We start from the raw sequence: 18,230 nt of genomic DNA, 5'->3' as shown, positions 1-18,230 counted from the left end.
TTTTTTTAATTGACACTTAATTATGTGCAAGGTAATTTTTAGTTACTTTTAATCCTATGATTCCTTATATCTCAAGTAAAATAAGAATATTCTTACAGTGTAGTATTTATGACACAGTCTTAGATTATTAATTTAAGTTATGAGGTAACAGTATACTTATTGGTTCTTAAGTTATGCTGACAATTATTACCTTCGCAGCATGGCTAGAATTACGAGTTTAGCCGATTCCACAGCTTTGCATGTTTTTAGTTTGTCAGATTTTTTCTGGGCTTTGATATCACTGGTTTTAGCCAGAAGTTAATTCTTGAGAAGTTCATCTTCAAAAAGTCCCAGTTCTTACAAGGGTAATTTTAGATAAATGTTACTTGCTAATTCTATTGCTGTCTCCTTTCTGCAAATGGATGGGGAATTTTTGTGCTGGAAACTTTGTGCTAGAAACTTTGTGCTAGAAACTTTGTGCTGGAAATTTGTGCTGGAAATTTGTGCTGGAAGTTTTGTGCTGAAAACATAAATATCCATTTCTGTTGGGATTGTCACCTTTATTGATGACTTATTCTAAGGCTAATTTCCCAAAGATTGATTGGTTTTCTTGGTCCAACTACTTAATTGATTCCCGATCGCACTTATGAATTCTATTAGATTAGTTAACGGCTTACATTTTAGGAACTTACGTGGGGATGTATTTGGTGGCTTAACTGCAGCCATTGTCGCTTTACCACTGGCGCTAGCATTTGGAGTTTCCTCCGGTGCAGGAGCAATTACAGGACTTTATGGTGCTGTTTTTGTGGGTTTGTTCGCAGCATTATTTGGTGGGACTCCATCTCAGATTTCTGGTCCTACTGGTCCAATGACGGTGGTCATGGCGACTGTTTTCACGGCTTTGATTGCTAAATATCCCGATAATAATCTCGGTTTATCAATGGCTTTTACGGTTGTAATGTTGGGTGGGTTATTTCAAATTCTTTTCGGATTCCTGCGGTTAGGTAAATATATCACCCTGATGCCTTATACGGTAATTTCCGGTTTTATGTCTGGGATTGGTTTTATCATTTTGCTACTGCAGATTGGACCTTTCTTTGGACACGAGGGTTCTGCAAACGTAATTGATTCTGTCAAAAACTTTTCTACTTTTGTAACTACCGCAAACCCAGAAGCAACATTTTTAGGGTTTATTACCTTAGCGATCGTATTTGCATCACCACCCAAGTTAAACCGCATATTACCAGCACCTTTATTAGCACTAATTATTTGTACAACGATTTCGGTTTTCTTCTTCCCTAATGGTAATATCCAAACTATTGGTGAGATTCCCAGTGGTTTACCAAGTCTGCATTTACCAGTATTTCGCCCAGATCAATTTAGAGAAATGATTGGTTATGCTTTAATGCTGGGAATTCTGGGTTCTATTGACTCATTGTTGACATCCTTGGTAGCTGATAATATTACCCACACCGAACATGATTCTGACCGTGAACTAATTGGACAAGGAATTGGTAATTTAATTTCCGGTTTATTTTGGGGGTTACCCGGTGCTGGTGCAACCATGCGAACTGTGGTTAATGTTCGTGCTGGTGGTAAGACACCCTTGTCTGGAATTATCCACGGATTCGTTCTGTTATTTATTGTTTTGGGTGTAGGAAAGTTATTATCAATTGAAAATATTCCCAATGCAGTTTTGGCAGGTATTTTAATTAAAGTCGGTATTGATATTATTGACTGGGGATTTCTCAGACGCGCTCACATGATATCCTGGCGAGCAACCGGGTTAATGTACTTGGTACTATTTCTGACAGTATTTGTCGATTTAATTACTGCTGTCGGAGTAGGAGTATTCGTTGCTAATTTATTTACCCTCGAGCGACTTTCTGCAATCCAAGCCGATGGAGTACAAGCAATCACAACACCAAATGGTAAGTTATCTTTAGATCCTGAAGAAGAAACATTACTCAGACAAGCAAGAGGTCGAATCCTGTTATTTCAGCTGGGAGGACCAATGAGTTTTGGTGCGGCTAAAGCAATATCTCGCCGCATGTCCATTGTTGAAGATTATGACGTATTAATTTTGGATTTCAAAAATGTTCCCTACGTTGGTGTAACTGCTACTTTGGCGATTGAGAATATGGTCAAGGAAGCAAAAGAAAAACGTCGTGCAATCTTCTTGGTTGGTGCTAGTGGAAAAGTTGAAGACAGATTAAGACGCTTGAAAGTGTTAAGACAAGTTTTACTGGAAAATCAAGTTCATAATAGGTTGGAAGCATTAGAGCAAGGGTCAACTATTATCAATCAACATCACAGTAGTTCTAGTAGTGAGGTGGTGTAGAAATTACCTCGAATACGGTGCGTTATGATGTTCTTAATTTTGTCTTAAACAATTTTAATTTTAGCGAACGCACCGTCATAGCGCTGTGCACAAGTAAAAAGTAAAAAGTCAAAAGTACGGGACTTACGCAGGGACAATCATTAATTTTATAAATCATCAATACCAATCATCAATTTCTAGTAATTCTTGTTCTACTTGAAATACTTCATTTAATAAGGTTTCCGTAAATCTAATACTTTTTAAATAACCACGATAAGCTGCAACAGGGATACTCAACACATCACAAAATGCTAATTCACGTTGATGAAAAGCTTGAATCTCCTCACTCTCAGAAGTTTTTATATTTCCTATTTTTAATTGTGTCCCTTCAAGGTCTAATTTAGGAGGAGGTTTTTTAACTCCCCGTTCGCGATCGCTAATATCTAACAATAAATCGTACATTTTACGGGACAGACGCTTACCAACAGGTTTGAGTAAATTACAACTCAACATTTCCTCAAGTAACCAAGTTTGAGCTAACATATCTCGTCCCAAACCAGAAATTTCTGAAGGTATCAACAGATCCACATCACTTAAATATTGAATTTCCTCGGACAGCAACATCACAGAAATTATCTGTAACTGCTCTTCAAGTTCTCCATTGTGCTCAATTTCAGTAACAATGATTACATAACGTTGAGGTGATTTCCCTGCTAAGAAGTTTTGTGCGATCTCCGAGTAAAGTATGTCTTGCTGATATCCGGAAAATTCAACAGGAGACGTTATTGAGGAGCTAACTTCCCAAATCTCTCCAGGTTGTGGGGTTCTCCGACTAGATATTTTTTGTTGGTCAAGTTCAATATTTCTAAGTTCTATATTGTTAGGCTCAATATTTTTAGGTTCAATATTTTTTATGTGACTACTTTTAGGTTCAAGATCTTCAATCTTAAGTTCGTCTGGTTTGAGCTTTTCACGTTTAAGTTTTTCAAACCTATATTTATGAGAGTTACTACCCATTGTTTTGTATTTCCGGATGCAGTTATAGAAGCTTTCTACTACTGTTAACGAGGGTTCCTTTGACTATATGACAAATTTCTTTAATCTTTACAAAAGTCGGCGGAAATAAAACAACCATTTATAAAGCTCAAAAGCTAGATAATACTTTTGAGTTATGACTTATGTCCTACGGACACGCTAATCACTTCCGCACAGCAGTACTAACTTCACCACTGGGTCTGGGAACGTTTTTTGGGTACTTGAGATTTACGAAGGTTTTGCTGTTCTTGTTTAATTACTTCAGGTTTGAACAGCCCTAATTCTTTTGCGACTTGATGTAATAACTCTTTGCGACGTCGTGAAACTTGACCTTGAGTAATTCCCAATTCAGAAGCAAGTTGGGTTTGACTTTGACCTTGAACTAGCCCTTTCCACAATTTTATATATTCACGCTTCGGATGACTCAAAGCCAGATTTTCAATGATTTCTCTTACTTTTATAATCAAGTTTGCTCGTTCTACCGTATCCCACAAGTCAAATTGGTCAGCAATAGTATCCAAGAGTGAAACATCGGTTCCAGAAATTTTACGATCTAAACTTTGGCGATTGTGCTTTTTTTCTCCACGTACAAAATCTATTACCGCATTTCGAGCTACGATCGCAGCCCAAGGGTAAAACTCTTCTGCTCCTGTTCGAATAAATTTTCCTGTTTTTAACCCCTGAAGAATCTTGAAATGAGCCGTTTGTGCTGCATCCTCCCAACTAATAGAATAATTTTGGGTATATTTACGAGCAATTTTTTCGACGAGCTGTCGATATTTCCGGTCAAATAGTAGTTCTCCCTGAGACTCTGCTAACTCTGTTGAGAGCATTATAGATGTCTCCTGCTTTGTGATGAGGAATGGTGTAATACATTAAGTCATGCAAATTGTATTCAATGTCCGGTGAATATAGCACCCAAATAAAGTTGATAGTTAAGCTTTAGAATCGGAATAAATCTACGGCGTTATTGACGATTTCTCGACTCCTTCAGGACATAGCTCAACTACAAGAATATATCTTTAAAAGCGACCGAACGGACACAATATAGGACAAGACTAATGCTGAAATCAAAGACTGGTTTAAAACAAAATGTGTTCCGCTTATCAATTAGTAGAAAATAGGTGACAGAAAACAAGACTCAGTAGTGAAAAACTATCAGCAAAATTTTATACTAATCATCCATAAATTGAAGAGTCATAATTTTTGTTTGCATTAATCTTTTCACAAAAACTAGATTAGATATCTCACGCAGACATAAAAATTTTCCTTGTTGAATAAGGCTTGTAGTAGTGCTTTAGCACTTTAATATGGAAAAATGCTAACACTTAAGCGTATCAATTATGACAAGTATATCTATTACTCTGAAGGTGATAACCCGAGTTTTGTGCGAGTAGGAAAGCGATCGCGCTGCTGTGCTGACACCTATAATTTATTTCCATATCGAACCAAATAACCCATAAGACCAAAATCATTAATTAACGCAGACGATATTGTTTCTTAAGCTTGTATTCTTGTAAAGGTAACTTTAAAATATTGTACGCAAAAGCAGAATATACCAATAAAAATACAACTAAAGCAGGCATAACAACAATATTTCCCATATGGGTTGCCATAGTAATAATACAAGCAATTAATCCACCTCGAAAAAAACCGCTGCCAATATTACTAAATCCCCTTTTTTGGAATACATAAAATACAAGTACAGATATAGTTAAGGCTACAGCAATGAAAGTCATAGAACTAACAAGAAAACCTCTAAGCAAAGGTAAAATCAGAATCGCTAAAAGACCGAAATAAAATGGTTTATAAGTATTTAGATTCGTATAACGAATTGTGGGCTTAATTTGAGAATCAATTTTTATCCCCGGACAAGGTACGCGTTCGAGTTTACAGTCCTCTATCGTAGCCTGTGCATTTCTCTTAATCCAGATTCCTAAGTCTTTCCCATCATATATACGACAGCGACGTATAGTTGGATTGCTACCGCGATCAATTTCCACCGCCACCATTTTATTTTGATAAATATTACAATCTTCTATAGTTCCTTGAGCATCTTCTGTAATCCATATACCGTAGGATTTACCATCATAAATATGACATCTACGAATGCTAGGATTACTTTGCTTGTTAATTAAAATCCCTGGATTTGTATTACGGTAAATATCGCAATCTTCTATAGTTCCCTGACCGTTATCAAGAATTGAAATTCCATAGCCCTTACCATCAAAAATCCGACATCCACGAACCATAGGATTACTATGATTGGTAATTTTAATCCCAGAATGGAGATGTTTATAAATATCGCAATCTTCGATAATACCTTCACCACCTTCAATAATTGCGATCGCATTTCCTTTCCCATCAAAAATTCGACATCCGCGAATAGTTGGATTACCTTGATGATTAATGACTATTCCAGCATAAGCATTACTATATATGTCACAATCTTCGATGGTACCTTGACCATTCTTGGTAATTAAGATCCCGTTTTGTTTCCCATCATAAATTCTACATCTACGAATGATAGGATTACTACCACGAGTGATGACAATTTCAGGATAATAGTTATTATAAATTTCGCAATCTTCTATAATGCTTTGACTATTTTCCTCAATTGCGATCGCATTTCCTTTCCCATCAAAAATGTGGCACCTACTAATGGTAAGGTTAGTACTATCTAATAAGGCAATTCCAGCATAAGCATTATTATAGATTTGACAATCTTCAATAACACCCCCATCATTCTCTTTTATGGAAATACCATTACCTCTGCAATCATAAATCCGACATCTACGAATTATCAGATTACTACTATCAACTACGGTAATTCCAACACAATTATTATATATTTCACAATCTTCTATAGTAATTTGAGCATTTTCTTTAATGGAAATACCATTACCTTTCCCATCATAAATCCGACATCTCCGGATCAGAAGATTTGCATCATAACCCCAGACATTTACACTATTAAAAGACTTAGATGTAATATCACAATTTTCTAGTATTAAATTACCTGCAGGGATTTCAACAGCAGGACAATGATGCTCTTGATCTATCTTCAGTTCTTGTAAAGTAAACCCACTGATAGTAGCTGAGTCTGTTGACATTAAAATACAAGGAGCATCAGTACTTAAGATTACAGTATCTTTTACCTCTCCCACAGCTAGTATTTCCAGAGGTTTATCAATAATCAAACTTTCTTTATATAACCCTGGATTTACTACAATCCTCGCGCCAGGTTGAGCATTTTGAATTGCTTCTTTGATAGTTGTGTAGTGAGGATGACCCGATTTCCCAACAACAATAGCGCTCATATTAATAACTTTATATCTCTGACAACTGTTTAATAATTAATATCTATAGTTTCGATTATGATTATTCGACATTAGGTCATATTATTCATACGTAATATGGGAAAGAAAAATTATTACTAAATTTATTGATAAAATTTTACTCAATATTTTGTGATATTTATTGACCAAATACTATGTGCTTTTGGTTCAAAAAATTATAACAAAATAAGGTAAATTTCGGTTATAAGCTTATATCCTCAAGCCTTTGAGAGAATCTTGTAATGTATAAATTTAGTAATAATTTAGATATTATTTTATTTTAAAATATATGCTAATGAAAATCCATTCATAACTTGTATAATCAAGTCTGCAGATTGTTTATATATAAAAATAGTTTGGTGGTTTTTGTTTATAATTGCTGGGGATGTGCTTAAAAAAATCAGTAATTTTTTTATTTTTTGTTCTGAACCTATTTCCCGTTACCCATTACCAACCTCTAAAACTCCTCATCTTTACGAATAACATCGAAATCAGTATCAGTTTTCGCCATCTCTTGATATTCTAGATTTAAATGAATCGCGGTTTGTAAATTTTGAAGTGCCAGTTCGATATTATTCAAATGAGAATATGCAATAGCGCGATTGTACAAAGCTTGGTGTTTGTCAGGTTTAATTTCTACAACTTTGTCGTAGGATGCTATTGTTTCTTGTGACCTTCCCAACTGACGCAGCACATTCCCCCGGTTGTTCCAAGCTTGGTAGTGTTGCTTCTTGTGTTTTTCCGAACCCCGATTTTCATAGAATTAATTGCACCATATGTTTTGACTCGAACGCTAAATTTATTCCCATATAGTCCGGAACTCTTCACAATAACTTGAATAATATAGACCCAACACTTAATAATTTATCAACTAATAATCCGTCGACTATTACACCTCATTTGATTTTCAGGTCAAGATTTACTCTACCCCCAGTTCCACTTACATTTACCCAGCAAAATTGAAAATCCTTCTACTTCCCCAACTCAACAAAAATTTATATTTGGGGACTTCTACCAACTTCCATTGAATTTAAAGTTAAAAAAACCGCTTGCGATCGCGAGCGTTTAGTGTCAATTAAAAGTATCATATACTTGATGCCTTACTTCTTTAAAAGAGAAAAGAAAGGTCAATTCCCAGTGCTTGCGATCGCCACAAAGTGGCAAATACCATCGTAGGTAACAGCTAGATATAATTATCGAGTTTTAAGTAATACTTTAAACTTCAATGATTTCACGCAATTATTATCTTATTCGAAAACTCAAATCTATCTAATCCCAGTTACTTTTTAAGTATATAGACGGTGTAAATTATTGTAGTGTTAGCATATCATGCTCAGTTATCAGAAGGAGAAGATATATATTATTTTAAACTGATAGATTACCGATAAATAACCGTTCCAGTAATTAGGATAATTTCGTAGATAATTTTGTAATATTTTGTTGTAAAATCTTGCCCTATATAATCCAATGAAACTTCTATGAAATATACTATCTTACCCAAAAAGCTGATTGTCAAAAAGTTGATTGAACTTGGTTGAAGTTTATCTACCATACTATTCCAAAATCAATATTTACCATAAGAAAGAAATTTAGTTATATAAAATGTAGTGTTCAAACCAGTTCTAATGATTAAAGTCAATCATGAGCAAACGTAAAATTTTCAAAACATTCAGTTTAAATTTAGAACTTTTCCACCTTCAATCTTATACTTCCTTCGATCTAGTACCAGATCGAAATGTTATCCGTATTGGTAGAGTTAACGAAGAATTCATCCCGGAAATTAACCTTTCTAAAATAACACATGCAGACGTAGTATCGAGAATTCATGCTGCAATTAAAATACAGGGTAATACCTACTATTTAGAAGACCTTGGTAGCGCCAATGGTACATTTCTCAATAATGTTCCCCTGGAGCCCAATAAAATCTACCCCCTTAGACTTGGCGACAGAATAGACCTTTGCCGAGAAAATAAAGTAACATTTATCTTCCAATACAAACAGCAGTATCAGCCAGATACTATTGCTCCGAGTTCAACCATAATTCAGTCCAAACCCCCTGCAACATCATTTTTGTCACCAATAGATCCAAAGATGAAATTTATTGGTTTAGCTATGATGGTAACTGGAATTATTATTATTTCGGGCAATATTAGGATTGGTATTCTTGTCAGTATTCCTACTTTACTTCTATTAATTTCTGGAGTTGTTTTACTACTACAAGATAGAATAAATCGTAATTGGGGATGGCTTCCAATTGCGATCGGAATAGTTATCATGTTATTTACAAGTGATTTTTCTGCTCCGGTGGCAAATCTACTCGTAATTTTAATATCATCAGCTTTATTATTTGTAGGACATCAACTTTATACCAATGGTAAAGTCCTTGACTATGATTTAAATCGTATCAAAAAAATGTTTGGTGCTAAACGTCATTAATTAGATTTATCTTCCGAAAATCTAAAATTCCTGTGATTTTATGAATTTAGAATTTTGTACTAAGATTCACGGATAAAAACAATAGTATAATTTTATAATACAAAATAGTCTATTATTACTGAATGTAATCCTGAAGAATTAAGTCCCGAGTCGGATTATTTTTAACTACCCATAGCAATTGCCTAATCGGGCAGTTAATATTTATATATAAAATGTTACAAAACCGCTTGCGAGCTAGACTGCTGGTATTGAGGAAGATAACACATGGGCGCATCTGAGAGAGCGAGAAGAGTAGTGATCGTCGGCGCTGGTTTTGCAGGGGTAGAAGCAGCCAAAACTCTGGCAAAAAATGGTGTTGATGTATTACTGATAGATCGTCATAATTATCACACCTTCATTCCCATGCTGTATCAAGTAGCGACTGCTGTCCTTTATCCCCATCAGGTAGTTTATCCATTACGACGGTTATTTCGTAAATTTCCCCAGGTACGTTTCGTACAAACAGAAGTGGAAAAAATTGACGTTGAGCGTCAGATTATCCATCACAAAGGTGTGGGGATTAATTATGATTATTTAGTAATTGCAACTGGTGCTCAAACAAGGTATTTTGGTGTACCTGGCGCGCAGAATCATTCCTTATCCATGAGGACTTTACCAGAAGCGATCGCACTCCGGAATTGGATATTTAGTAAATTTGAAGAAGCAGCTAAAACTATTGATATAGAAAAGCGTCAGCGACTATTAACGTTTGTAATTGTAGGTGGAGGACCGACGGGAGTTGAGTTAGCTGGTGCATTAAAAGAATTACTTGATAGCATCCTAAGAAAAGACTATCTTTGTCTCAATCCCAAACAAGCCAGAGTAATACTTCTGCAGTCAGGAGAAGATTTATTAAGCAGCTATCCCCAAGATTTAGGAAAATATGCTGCAAGATTTTTACGCAATTGCGGAGTAAAAGTTAACTTTAACTCTAAGGTCTGCAAAGTTACTCAAGAAGCTGTATACTTGGAGGATGGGAACACTTTATTTACTAATACAGTAATTTGGACTGCAGGTGTTGTTGCTGCGACATCCCTCGTCAAGCAAAATATAGCAGCTGCTGATCGAGAAAAAATTATCGTTAAACCAACTTTGCAAATAAGGGATTACCCAAACGTATATGCAGTTGGTGATTTGTCTTACGTAGAATCACAAGGACAAGATTTTAACGGTGTAGCACAAGAGGCGATTCAACAAGGTAGAACTGCAGCAAATAATATTTTACGGCAATTAATCGGTAAGTCGCCTCAACAATTTGCATATTACAACAAAGGACGTTTAGCAATTATTGGTCGTCATGGGGGAGTCGGAAAAATAGGAAAGTTTGCTTTCAAAGGTGTCCTAGCTTGGTGGATGTGGCTTTACGTACATCTTTTCTATCTCCCTGGAATTCGTAATCGCATGGGAGTCTTATTCAATTGGCTTAAGTGCTATTTCGAGGGAGAGGGTGCATCCAGGATAGCAATTAATAATACTATTTGTAACAATAAGGATTAAAAAATCCAAAAAAAATTGATATAAACAAATCAATCTAGGAAAATAAATTTTATAAAAAATAAATATTTTTGCTTAATTGAATATTATTTGCATTTTGAATTTTCTTCGCATTTAGATTTTCCCTACATTTAAATATTGCAAAACATTGCAAAACTTGTCATCTAAACTAGGTGTGCGCCATGGGTTTCAAAAAATACCTTCCCTTACTTGGTCGAGCTTTCCTCGCAGCAATTTTCCTGAATTCTGGAGTCGGTCACATATTTGGTTTTGCAGGACTAACCAAAATGATGAGTGAAAGAGGATTACCTGTAGCTCCTCTCTTACTAGCAGGTAGTATCTTTTGTCTTTTAGTAGGTGGGCTTTCCATATTATTTGGTTTTAAAGCCCGTTGGGGAGCAATTTTACTGATTATATTTTTAATTCCTGCGAGTTTAGTTTTCCATAATCCTATTGCAGATCCATCAGAACTCAATAACTTCCTCAAGAATATTGGCTTGATGGGTGGAATGTTATTTATTTACTATTTTGGTTCTGGTCCTGTAAGTATTGATTCGGGTGAAAGCAGTCAACCCCAAGCATATGTTTCCCAGTCCGAGTGAACATTCGGAGTAAAATATAACAATGTGAGATAAGAGCCAACAGGTAGATAAAATCCAAGGGTTCTTCTCTACAAAGTTTTCGCTATTGAATGTGCATTCAAACAAATTGTAACTATTACGATAGCTATTACAAAACAGGGGTATGAATACCCCTTTTTTCATGGAGAGAAACTAAAAATAGCTACAGCATCAATAATGCTACTTCCAAACAGCTTTTTTAAACTAATCTCCAGAGGATATATTGAGCATATTCTGATGTGAAATGAGAATTATTATTCCTTATTTAGAAGCGAATCCAGTTCTGCACGTAAAGCCTTAGTATCTGCAACCCTAGCTACAAGTAAATTGTTTGTTCCTGCATCAGTTAATCGCGACTTCCAGTAATTAATAGTTTCAGAATTATTCATCCAAAATTTAATTACAGTCGTAACTACTTCATCCTTATTCCAGCCCCATTTTGGTAATACAGGTTCTACAGACTCTAGAACTGCATCCAAAGAGCAAATATGACTTCCTACATATTCCACCCCTTGAGACTCCAAATTCTCTGAAGATTGGTGTTGATGATTAAAAAAGTGCAATATTGACGAAACTCCGACAATATCAAAACTGTATTTCATACTGCAACTCCTAAATATTTATCCTTTTTGTTGTGAGATAAACTATTTTTCTTGCACCCTAATCTATTTCTTATCCTCTATTATGCTTAATAAAAAATGATAGAAAAGCTAGCAATTAAAGGTTGTGAGTGCTAAAAGAAATGATTATTTATGATTAGCACTTGATACCTATGAGTGCTATTTTTTGGGAATTTAAACATTAGCAGATAAGCCGATTGAGTGCTAATAAAATATTGATTTTATATTATTATTATGGAATAATTTGACCAATATAAAAGTATTAGATATTATTTTTTATAGAATCTTAATTCATTTAGCTGAAGTTTGAAAGGTGAAGTCGCAGCAATAGTTGCAGCCTGCCTATGGGCTGTAGCTTCGGCAATTTATAGTCGTTTAGGAGAGCGCATACCCGCATTACAAATCAACTTAATCAAAGGAATTGTTTCTATAATCCTATTTGTAGTTACAATTTTGTGGAGGAATGAATTATTCACTAACATTCCTATTTTTCCTTTTTGGTTATTGTTACTTAGTGGTGCGATCGGTATAGGTTTAGGAGATACAGCTTTTCTGAGTGCAATGAATACATTGGGAACTCGTCGTGCGTTGCTAATGCAAACACTTTCCCCACCAATAACAGCAATATTAGCGTTGATTTTTTTGGGCGAAAATTTAAAAATTATTGCTTGGTTTGGGATAGTTTTAACCGTTATCGGAGTCGCTTGGGTTGTTACGGAGCGTACGACACAATCTAATGACGATATTTTGGATGAATTCCAACAACGAACGCGAATTAATTTGCGTAAAGGTATTATTCTGGGGTTAGTAGCAGCCTTCGCAAATGCAATTGGAGCAGTATTTTCTCGTGTAGCATTGAGTAGTGAAGATATTAGTATTAGTCCATTATGGGCTGCTTTACTACGACTGAGTGCTGGTGTGATAGTTTTGTTTCCTTGGTTATATCTGCAAGCTCGGAATTCTCAAAACAGAACAACATTAACAACTCCCTATTGGAAATCACCGCGAATTTTGGCGATTGTGTTTTTTGCAGTTTTTTGCGGAACCTATTTGGGGATATGGTTACAGCAAGTCGCGATTAAATTCACTGCAGTTGGAATTGCTTCAACATTATTACAAACAAGTCCAATATTTATTATCCCGATCGCAATAGGAATGGGTGAAAGAGTCAGTCCAAGAGCAATTTTGGGTGTATTAACTTCATTGGTGGGAATTGTAGTTTTGTTTTACTTGGGTTGATAAAGTAAGTAAGAAGCAGAAATAGAAAAATCTATTTAAGATTATTTTTTAATTGTAGGAGCGCACCGACGTGCGCCCTGAGTGTTATTTTTATTATTGGAAGTCCCTAATTCCAGCGAGATCTTGAATATAAGTAAAATTATGCTCAAATTAAACTGTTATGTATTTTTGATATGTATCTTTAGTTTGAGGATTAAAATAAATGATACGGGGGCTAATTATTTGTTTATTAACACTGGTATTAAGCGCTTGTAGTAATACCTCTATTGGACCAAGCACCGATTTAGTACAAAAAGCGATCGGATTTAATTTGGAGCATACCCAAGAGCAACTCAGTCAAAAATTGAATCTAGATACTCGGGGATTTGATATCAATCACCTCCATATCGATCAAAGAAAACTGTTTAAGCTAGATAATTTACCGACTTATAAGCTGAGTGGGACATACGATTTGATTTTCAAGTTACCAGAACGGGAAATTACTCAAGTTCAGAAATCATTTAATGTCTACTTACAACTCCAAAAAGAAGGTAAAACTTGGCGTTTACTAGTTCCTGAAAAAAAAGAAAATGAAACTCAAGCAAGTTGGTATAGTTACTTGATTTCAGATTTTTAATGAAAGCTATAATCTGATTTTTATTACTTCTTATTTATTGTTTTGTATTTTTTATTATTTGTTGAATTACTACTTCTGACAATTCTCGCATGTTCGAGTTTTATCGCATATGCAACAATCACTAATAACATTGCTAAGTGACTTTGGTCTTCGTGATGAGTACGTCGGTGTCATGAAAGGAGCGATCGCTCAGATTGACCCAAATTTACGAGTAATAGACATAACTCACCAAATACCACCACAAAACATAGCTGCTGGTAGATTCTGTTTGATGAATGCTTATCATTATTTTCCTAAAGGAACAGTTCACGTAGCAGTGGTAGATCCGGGAGTAGGAGGAAAAAGACGAGCAGTAGCAGTAGAAGTTGCTGAAGGATTTTTTGTTGCTCCGGACAACGGTTTATTAAGTGGAGTAATCAACCAAAGTAGAATATACAAAGCTGTAGAACTTACAAATCCAAAGTACTGGCGTACTACTGTAAAATCGCAAATCAGTAATACTTTTCATGGTAGAGATATTTTTGCACCTGTGGGTGCACATCTTGCAAGTGGAATTCCCTTAAAGCAACTTGGAGAAGAAATCGATCCAGCAAGTTTAATCCAGTTGGAATTACCTAAATGTAGTAACACAAAAAATGGGTTTTTAGGTTGTGTTCAATACATAGACTACTTTGGTAATTCAGTAACTAATATTCCTGGAAATTACGTGGAAGGTAAAAGCTGGAGCATAGGTGTGGGTGAAAAGGTCATAAAAGGGTATGAGACTTACACAGATGTAATGGTCGGAGAAGCAATTTCTTTAGTTGGTAGTCATGGTTGGGTAGAAATTGCAGTGAATAGCGGTAATGCTCAATTACAACTGCAAATAGAATTGGGAGACTCAGTAGAAATATTTATCGAATAATGTCAGTTACCAGTCAGAAGTCAGAAATCAGAAGTCAGAAGTCAGGAGTCAGAAATCAGAAGTCAGAAGTCAGGAGTCAGAAGTCAGGAGTCAGAAATCAGAAGTCAGAAGTCAGGAGTCAGAAGTCAGGAGTCAGAAATCAGAAGTCAGAAGTCAGGAGTCAGAAGTCAGAAGTCAGGAGTAAAATTTACTCATTACTCATTACTCATTACTCATTACTTTCCTTCCAATTTGGTCTTTCCAAATATTCTGGAAGAACAGTATCGCTATCTCCAAATGCTGATTCAATTTGCGCTTGTTCTATATTTTCAGCTCTTGTTAAGTCCGCACCAGAAAGATTTGCTTCGTCAAGTTTTGCTTTTTTTAAATTAGTTCCAACCAGATTTGTATAGCTGAGATTAGCTTCACAAAAATTGGCTTCAAGTAGATGTGCTTCAAAAAGATTAGCTTCAGTAATATCAGCAGTGCTAAGTATTGTTCCTTCTAAATAAGCTCCGATCAACTTACACGATCGCAAATTAGCACCAATCAAATTCGCTCGATAAAGATTGGTATCTTCCAAGTTCGCTTCTCTTAAATTAGCTTCATAAAGCATAGCTTCTTGTAAGTTTGCTTCGTAAAGTGTTGCGTCCTGTAAATTAGCTTCGTAAAGTAAAGCCTTTTCTAAGTTAGCCTTATGAAGTATAGCTTGCTGTAAATTTGCTTTTCTAGCGATCGCTCCTGCTAAATTAGCTTCATAGAGACTGACTTCTTGCAAATTAGTTTCGTACAAAACTGCTTCTGAAAGGTTCACAGCTGTAAGATATGCACCGGAAAGATTTGCTCCATAAAACATTACTCCTTGCAGATTAGCCCCTGTAAAATCTATCTGCTGTAAATTAGCTTCTGTAAGGTCTGCACCCCTCAAATCGGTGTTGCGTAAATCTATTCTGTGATTTTCTAGACTTGTTTCTAAATTAATGCGTCCAATTACGGTTAAAGCTGCTTGAATATCTGTAGGTATGCTAGAAAATAAAAACTCCTCACTAACTTCATCTAACTCTATGATGGGAGCATTTTCTCTGATGAAAGCTGCAAGAGTTTCTAATATTGTCCAAGTCTCATCATCAGAATCTTGAGCAATTTTTTCTAATGCATAAATAGCTCCTAATCTCGTTTCTATTTGTTCGTGACCCAAATGTTCAATTGCACTAGAGAAACGAGAAATATTTTTTTCTAAGTCAGAATCGACACATTTACACTCAATTTCAATATTTTTATTTGTATTAAATTTAGAAAGAGTTGATTTACCTAAAATATTTTTATCTTCAGATAGCAATATTAATAAAATGTAGAAACCACTAATACCAACTATAATACCTCCAAAAATGATTGTAGTAGCCGCTAATGTGTGGAGTAGATATTTAATACTTATTCCCGAGTACAGATTATCTTGATGAGATAAAATTAAATAGATAGCAACAAAAACTGCAACAAATGTTGACCCAATAACAAATAATAAATCTCTGACTCTTTTTGTGCTACCATCTGTTTTAATAGCAGACATATATTGAGTCATACTCCATTGATTTACAACTATTCCAAATTATCGTATTAATCTCATAAAAAATATATTACGCAAATAACGATTGGAATAAAAAAGTAGTAAATTAGATACTAAAACCTATAAAGTATAGTTAAAGTTATATATATTACCGCAAATTTAAAAAAATAAAAATAAATATAAATATAAATATAAATATAAATATAAATTATTTTTCTCTTATATATGAGATCGATAGTGGTTGTTCTATTATGTAAATTAATTATTTTTGTACATACAGAAGTTTCGCTATATTTTATATTAATAACCAAACATTTCTCAAAGTAATTAAAATTATCAAAAAATATCAAAATAGTTTTGTATTTTCTATACTCTAGAAAGAATAATTTTATTACAAGTCATATTTAGGGAATATGTAGAGATATTTACGATACATACAATTTAATTGTTATTGAGTTTTAGTTATTCAAATGTCATAACTAGAAAGCTCTATTAAATTTAGATCTGGATCGCGAATATAAATAGATACTATGACTCCCGTTGCTCCAGTCCTCTTCACTGGACCTTCAATAATTTCTACTTTGTTATTTTGCAGATGATTAATGACATCTGACATAGAATTGCTGACTATTAAACATAAATCTACTGAACCTGGAGTTGGTTTTATTGCGTGTGGTTTAAATTCTTGATTTAATTGGTGTAAATTTAGTTTTTGATTGCCAAATTTTAGTGCGAATCTCCCACTGGCAAATTTTTCAACTTCCATTCCTAATACTTGAGTGTAAAAATCACAAGTTATTTGAATATTTGCCACTGTTAAGACAAGATGGTCTATCCTATCGATTTTCATTTATTGTTTTACTACTGTCAAATAACTATTGCACATACAGTGACTGACTTTTACCAAGAAATATCGCAAATTATCAAAAGCTAGAAACTGTTAGGCTACTTCATTTAGGTTAACAGCAAAAAACAGATCCTCGCTGAGGATATATCACACTTATGAACCCATTTTTAATGTTAAGATTTTGTAAAATTTTTGCAAAAAGTACGAGTGACTTCATCGCTGAATCACTTGAAAACTATGATATTACTTACTTCCAAGTCCCCTAATATTTTCAATTTAATGGTATTAAGTGAAATAAAACTTTATTAATATTTGTAATTGTTTACAGTTAACTAATTTTTCTATGTAAGTTTGTAAATATATTTTGAAGTTAAAAATCTTGGTAATATACACTGATTTTTAATAGAAAACATTGGGATAATCAAAAATGTGTTTGGCAAGTCCTATCATTCATGAATTTTTTGTTGCTATTTCCTTTGTTGCTTGTATCGTAGGTTTATTAATACTTTGGGAAAATAAATCAGAAGCAGAAAGTTCTGAAGACACAGAAGTTATTCTGTTTAGAATGAGTTTTTCTTATTGGCTTGTCTACTGTTTTGCTTTTGGAATTGAAAAATTATTTTTACCCGAATCAGAAATAATTATCACAACTTTAAGAATTACAACCGCTTTGTCATACTTCTTAACTTTTTCTTGTATTGTCAGTTTACCCCTACATAGATTCGCAGTACATCATCAAGTAGAAGAATAGACGAACAAAAAACTCCCCATCAGAAAATGTAGTATTACACATAAGTCATAAGCTTACAACTCATAGCTTTTGACTTTTGATTTATGTCCTACGGACACGCTCCGCTAATGACTTTTTACTTGCGCATAGCGCCATACCAATTACCAATTATCAATGTCGCATAGCGATCGCAATAGCATTTTCTAGTTCACCTTTATCTAAAGTTGTAACTATAAACACCTCTTGCACAGTTCTTCCTTGCCGCGCGATCGCTTTAAAGCCACCCCGGATGGGAACAGATACTCGTAAGAGCATTTTAGGAGCATGACCCTTAACACGCCTAATTTCTCCAGGAGTCACAGTTTGAATTCCATCATGTTTACATAATCTTTCGAGGATGGGAATAAGACCGTGGAGATGGGTGGAATGATTCCAGACAAGTCTACCATCCGTGGGTTTGCTCATAGGAT

General features: G+C 34.7%; 15 protein-coding genes and 1 pseudogene. 8 read left to right on the top strand and 8 right to left on the bottom strand.

Going from position 1 to position 18,230, the window contains the following annotated elements:
• Positions 1–625: 625 nt before the first annotated feature.
• Positions 626–2,320 (top strand): SulP family inorganic anion transporter, encoded by a 1,695-nt coding sequence (locus QNJ50_RS02995; protein ID WP_366914204.1) that lies wholly within the window; start codon positions 626–628, stop codon positions 2,318–2,320.
• A 156-nt stretch (positions 2,321–2,476) separates the two neighbouring features.
• On the opposite strand, the gene QNJ50_RS02990 is transcribed toward QNJ50_RS02995, so the two are convergent.
• The 4 genes and pseudogenes from QNJ50_RS02990 to QNJ50_RS02975 all read right to left on the bottom strand — a co-directional run.
• Positions 2,477–3,316 carry a hypothetical protein gene (locus tag QNJ50_RS02990; RefSeq protein ID WP_300631824.1) on the bottom strand — a complete coding sequence of 280 codons (840 nt, stop codon included), beginning with the start codon at positions 3,314–3,316 and terminating at the stop codon, positions 2,477–2,479.
• A gap of 206 nt (positions 3,317–3,522) precedes the next feature.
• Positions 3,523–4,167 carry a sigma-70 family RNA polymerase sigma factor gene (locus QNJ50_RS02985; RefSeq protein ID WP_300631823.1) on the bottom strand — a complete coding sequence of 215 codons (645 nt, stop codon included), beginning with the start codon at positions 4,165–4,167 and terminating at the stop codon, positions 3,523–3,525.
• Positions 4,168–4,812: 645 nt separating this feature from the next.
• Complete coding sequence (locus QNJ50_RS02980; protein WP_300631821.1) at positions 4,813–6,654, bottom strand: right-handed parallel beta-helix repeat-containing protein; 1,842 nt, start codon at positions 6,652–6,654, stop codon at positions 4,813–4,815.
• 475 nt (positions 6,655–7,129) lie between these two features.
• Positions 7,130–7,381: pseudogene (locus QNJ50_RS02975) on the bottom strand (tetratricopeptide repeat protein); the annotation flags it as partial.
• 932 nt (positions 7,382–8,313) lie between these two features.
• Here QNJ50_RS02975 and QNJ50_RS02970 point away from each other — a divergent pair.
• The 3 genes from QNJ50_RS02970 to QNJ50_RS02960 all read left to right on the top strand — a co-directional run bounded on the left by QNJ50_RS02970 (position 8,314) and on the right by QNJ50_RS02960 (position 11,243).
• Positions 8,314–9,108 carry an FHA domain-containing protein gene (locus tag QNJ50_RS02970; protein ID WP_300631819.1) on the top strand — a complete coding sequence of 265 codons (795 nt, stop codon included), beginning with the start codon at positions 8,314–8,316 and terminating at the stop codon, positions 9,106–9,108.
• 264 nt (positions 9,109–9,372) lie between these two features.
• Entirely contained in the window at positions 9,373–10,644 is a 1,272-nt protein-coding gene (locus QNJ50_RS02965) for an NAD(P)/FAD-dependent oxidoreductase (protein WP_300631817.1), read from the top strand.
• 179 nt (positions 10,645–10,823) lie between these two features.
• Positions 10,824–11,243 carry a DoxX family protein gene (locus QNJ50_RS02960; protein WP_300631815.1) on the top strand — a complete coding sequence of 140 codons (420 nt, stop codon included), beginning with the start codon at positions 10,824–10,826 and terminating at the stop codon, positions 11,241–11,243.
• A 272-nt stretch (positions 11,244–11,515) separates the two neighbouring features.
• Here the strand turns inward: QNJ50_RS02960 and QNJ50_RS02955 are convergent, their stop codons facing one another.
• Positions 11,516–11,863 (bottom strand): hypothetical protein, encoded by a 348-nt coding sequence (locus QNJ50_RS02955; RefSeq protein ID WP_300631813.1) that lies wholly within the window; start codon positions 11,861–11,863, stop codon positions 11,516–11,518.
• Positions 11,864–12,187: 324 nt separating this feature from the next.
• On the opposite strand from QNJ50_RS02955, the gene QNJ50_RS02950 reads away from it, so the two are divergent.
• The 3 genes from QNJ50_RS02950 to QNJ50_RS02940 all read left to right on the top strand — a co-directional run bounded on the left by QNJ50_RS02950 (position 12,188) and on the right by QNJ50_RS02940 (position 14,640).
• Positions 12,188–13,120 carry a DMT family transporter gene (locus QNJ50_RS02950; RefSeq protein ID WP_300631811.1) on the top strand — a complete coding sequence of 311 codons (933 nt, stop codon included), beginning with the start codon at positions 12,188–12,190 and terminating at the stop codon, positions 13,118–13,120.
• A 202-nt stretch (positions 13,121–13,322) separates the two neighbouring features.
• Positions 13,323–13,736, top strand: a complete 414-nt coding sequence (locus QNJ50_RS02945) for a hypothetical protein (protein WP_300631809.1) — start codon at positions 13,323–13,325, stop codon at positions 13,734–13,736.
• Between the two features lie 109 nt (positions 13,737–13,845).
• Positions 13,846–14,640, top strand: a complete 795-nt coding sequence (locus tag QNJ50_RS02940; protein ID WP_300631806.1) for an SAM-dependent chlorinase/fluorinase — start codon at positions 13,846–13,848, stop codon at positions 14,638–14,640.
• A 208-nt stretch (positions 14,641–14,848) separates the two neighbouring features.
• Here the strand turns inward: QNJ50_RS02940 and QNJ50_RS02935 are convergent, their stop codons facing one another.
• Complete coding sequence (locus QNJ50_RS02935; protein WP_300631804.1) at positions 14,849–16,186, bottom strand: pentapeptide repeat-containing protein; 1,338 nt, start codon at positions 16,184–16,186, stop codon at positions 14,849–14,851.
• Between the two features lie 463 nt (positions 16,187–16,649).
• Positions 16,650–17,033, bottom strand: a complete 384-nt coding sequence (locus QNJ50_RS02930; RefSeq protein ID WP_300631802.1) for a VOC family protein — start codon at positions 17,031–17,033, stop codon at positions 16,650–16,652.
• A gap of 424 nt (positions 17,034–17,457) precedes the next feature.
• On the opposite strand from QNJ50_RS02930, the gene QNJ50_RS02925 reads away from it, so the two are divergent.
• Positions 17,458–17,781 carry a hypothetical protein gene (locus QNJ50_RS02925; protein WP_300631800.1) on the top strand — a complete coding sequence of 108 codons (324 nt, stop codon included), beginning with the start codon at positions 17,458–17,460 and terminating at the stop codon, positions 17,779–17,781.
• A gap of 150 nt (positions 17,782–17,931) precedes the next feature.
• Here QNJ50_RS02925 and QNJ50_RS02920 read toward each other — a convergent pair whose 3' ends face one another.
• Positions 17,932–18,225 (bottom strand): DUF2103 domain-containing protein, encoded by a 294-nt coding sequence (locus QNJ50_RS02920; RefSeq protein WP_300631798.1) that lies wholly within the window; start codon positions 18,223–18,225, stop codon positions 17,932–17,934.
• Positions 18,226–18,230: the final 5 nt, after the last annotated feature.

The organism is Mastigocoleus sp. MO_188.B34 (assembly GCF_030065675.1).
Taxonomy (GTDB): Bacteria; Cyanobacteriota; Cyanobacteriia; order Cyanobacteriales; family Nostocaceae; genus Mastigocoleus.
Note: the sequence above shows the minus strand (reverse complement) of the source record. Positions and strands in the feature narration are given on the sequence as shown.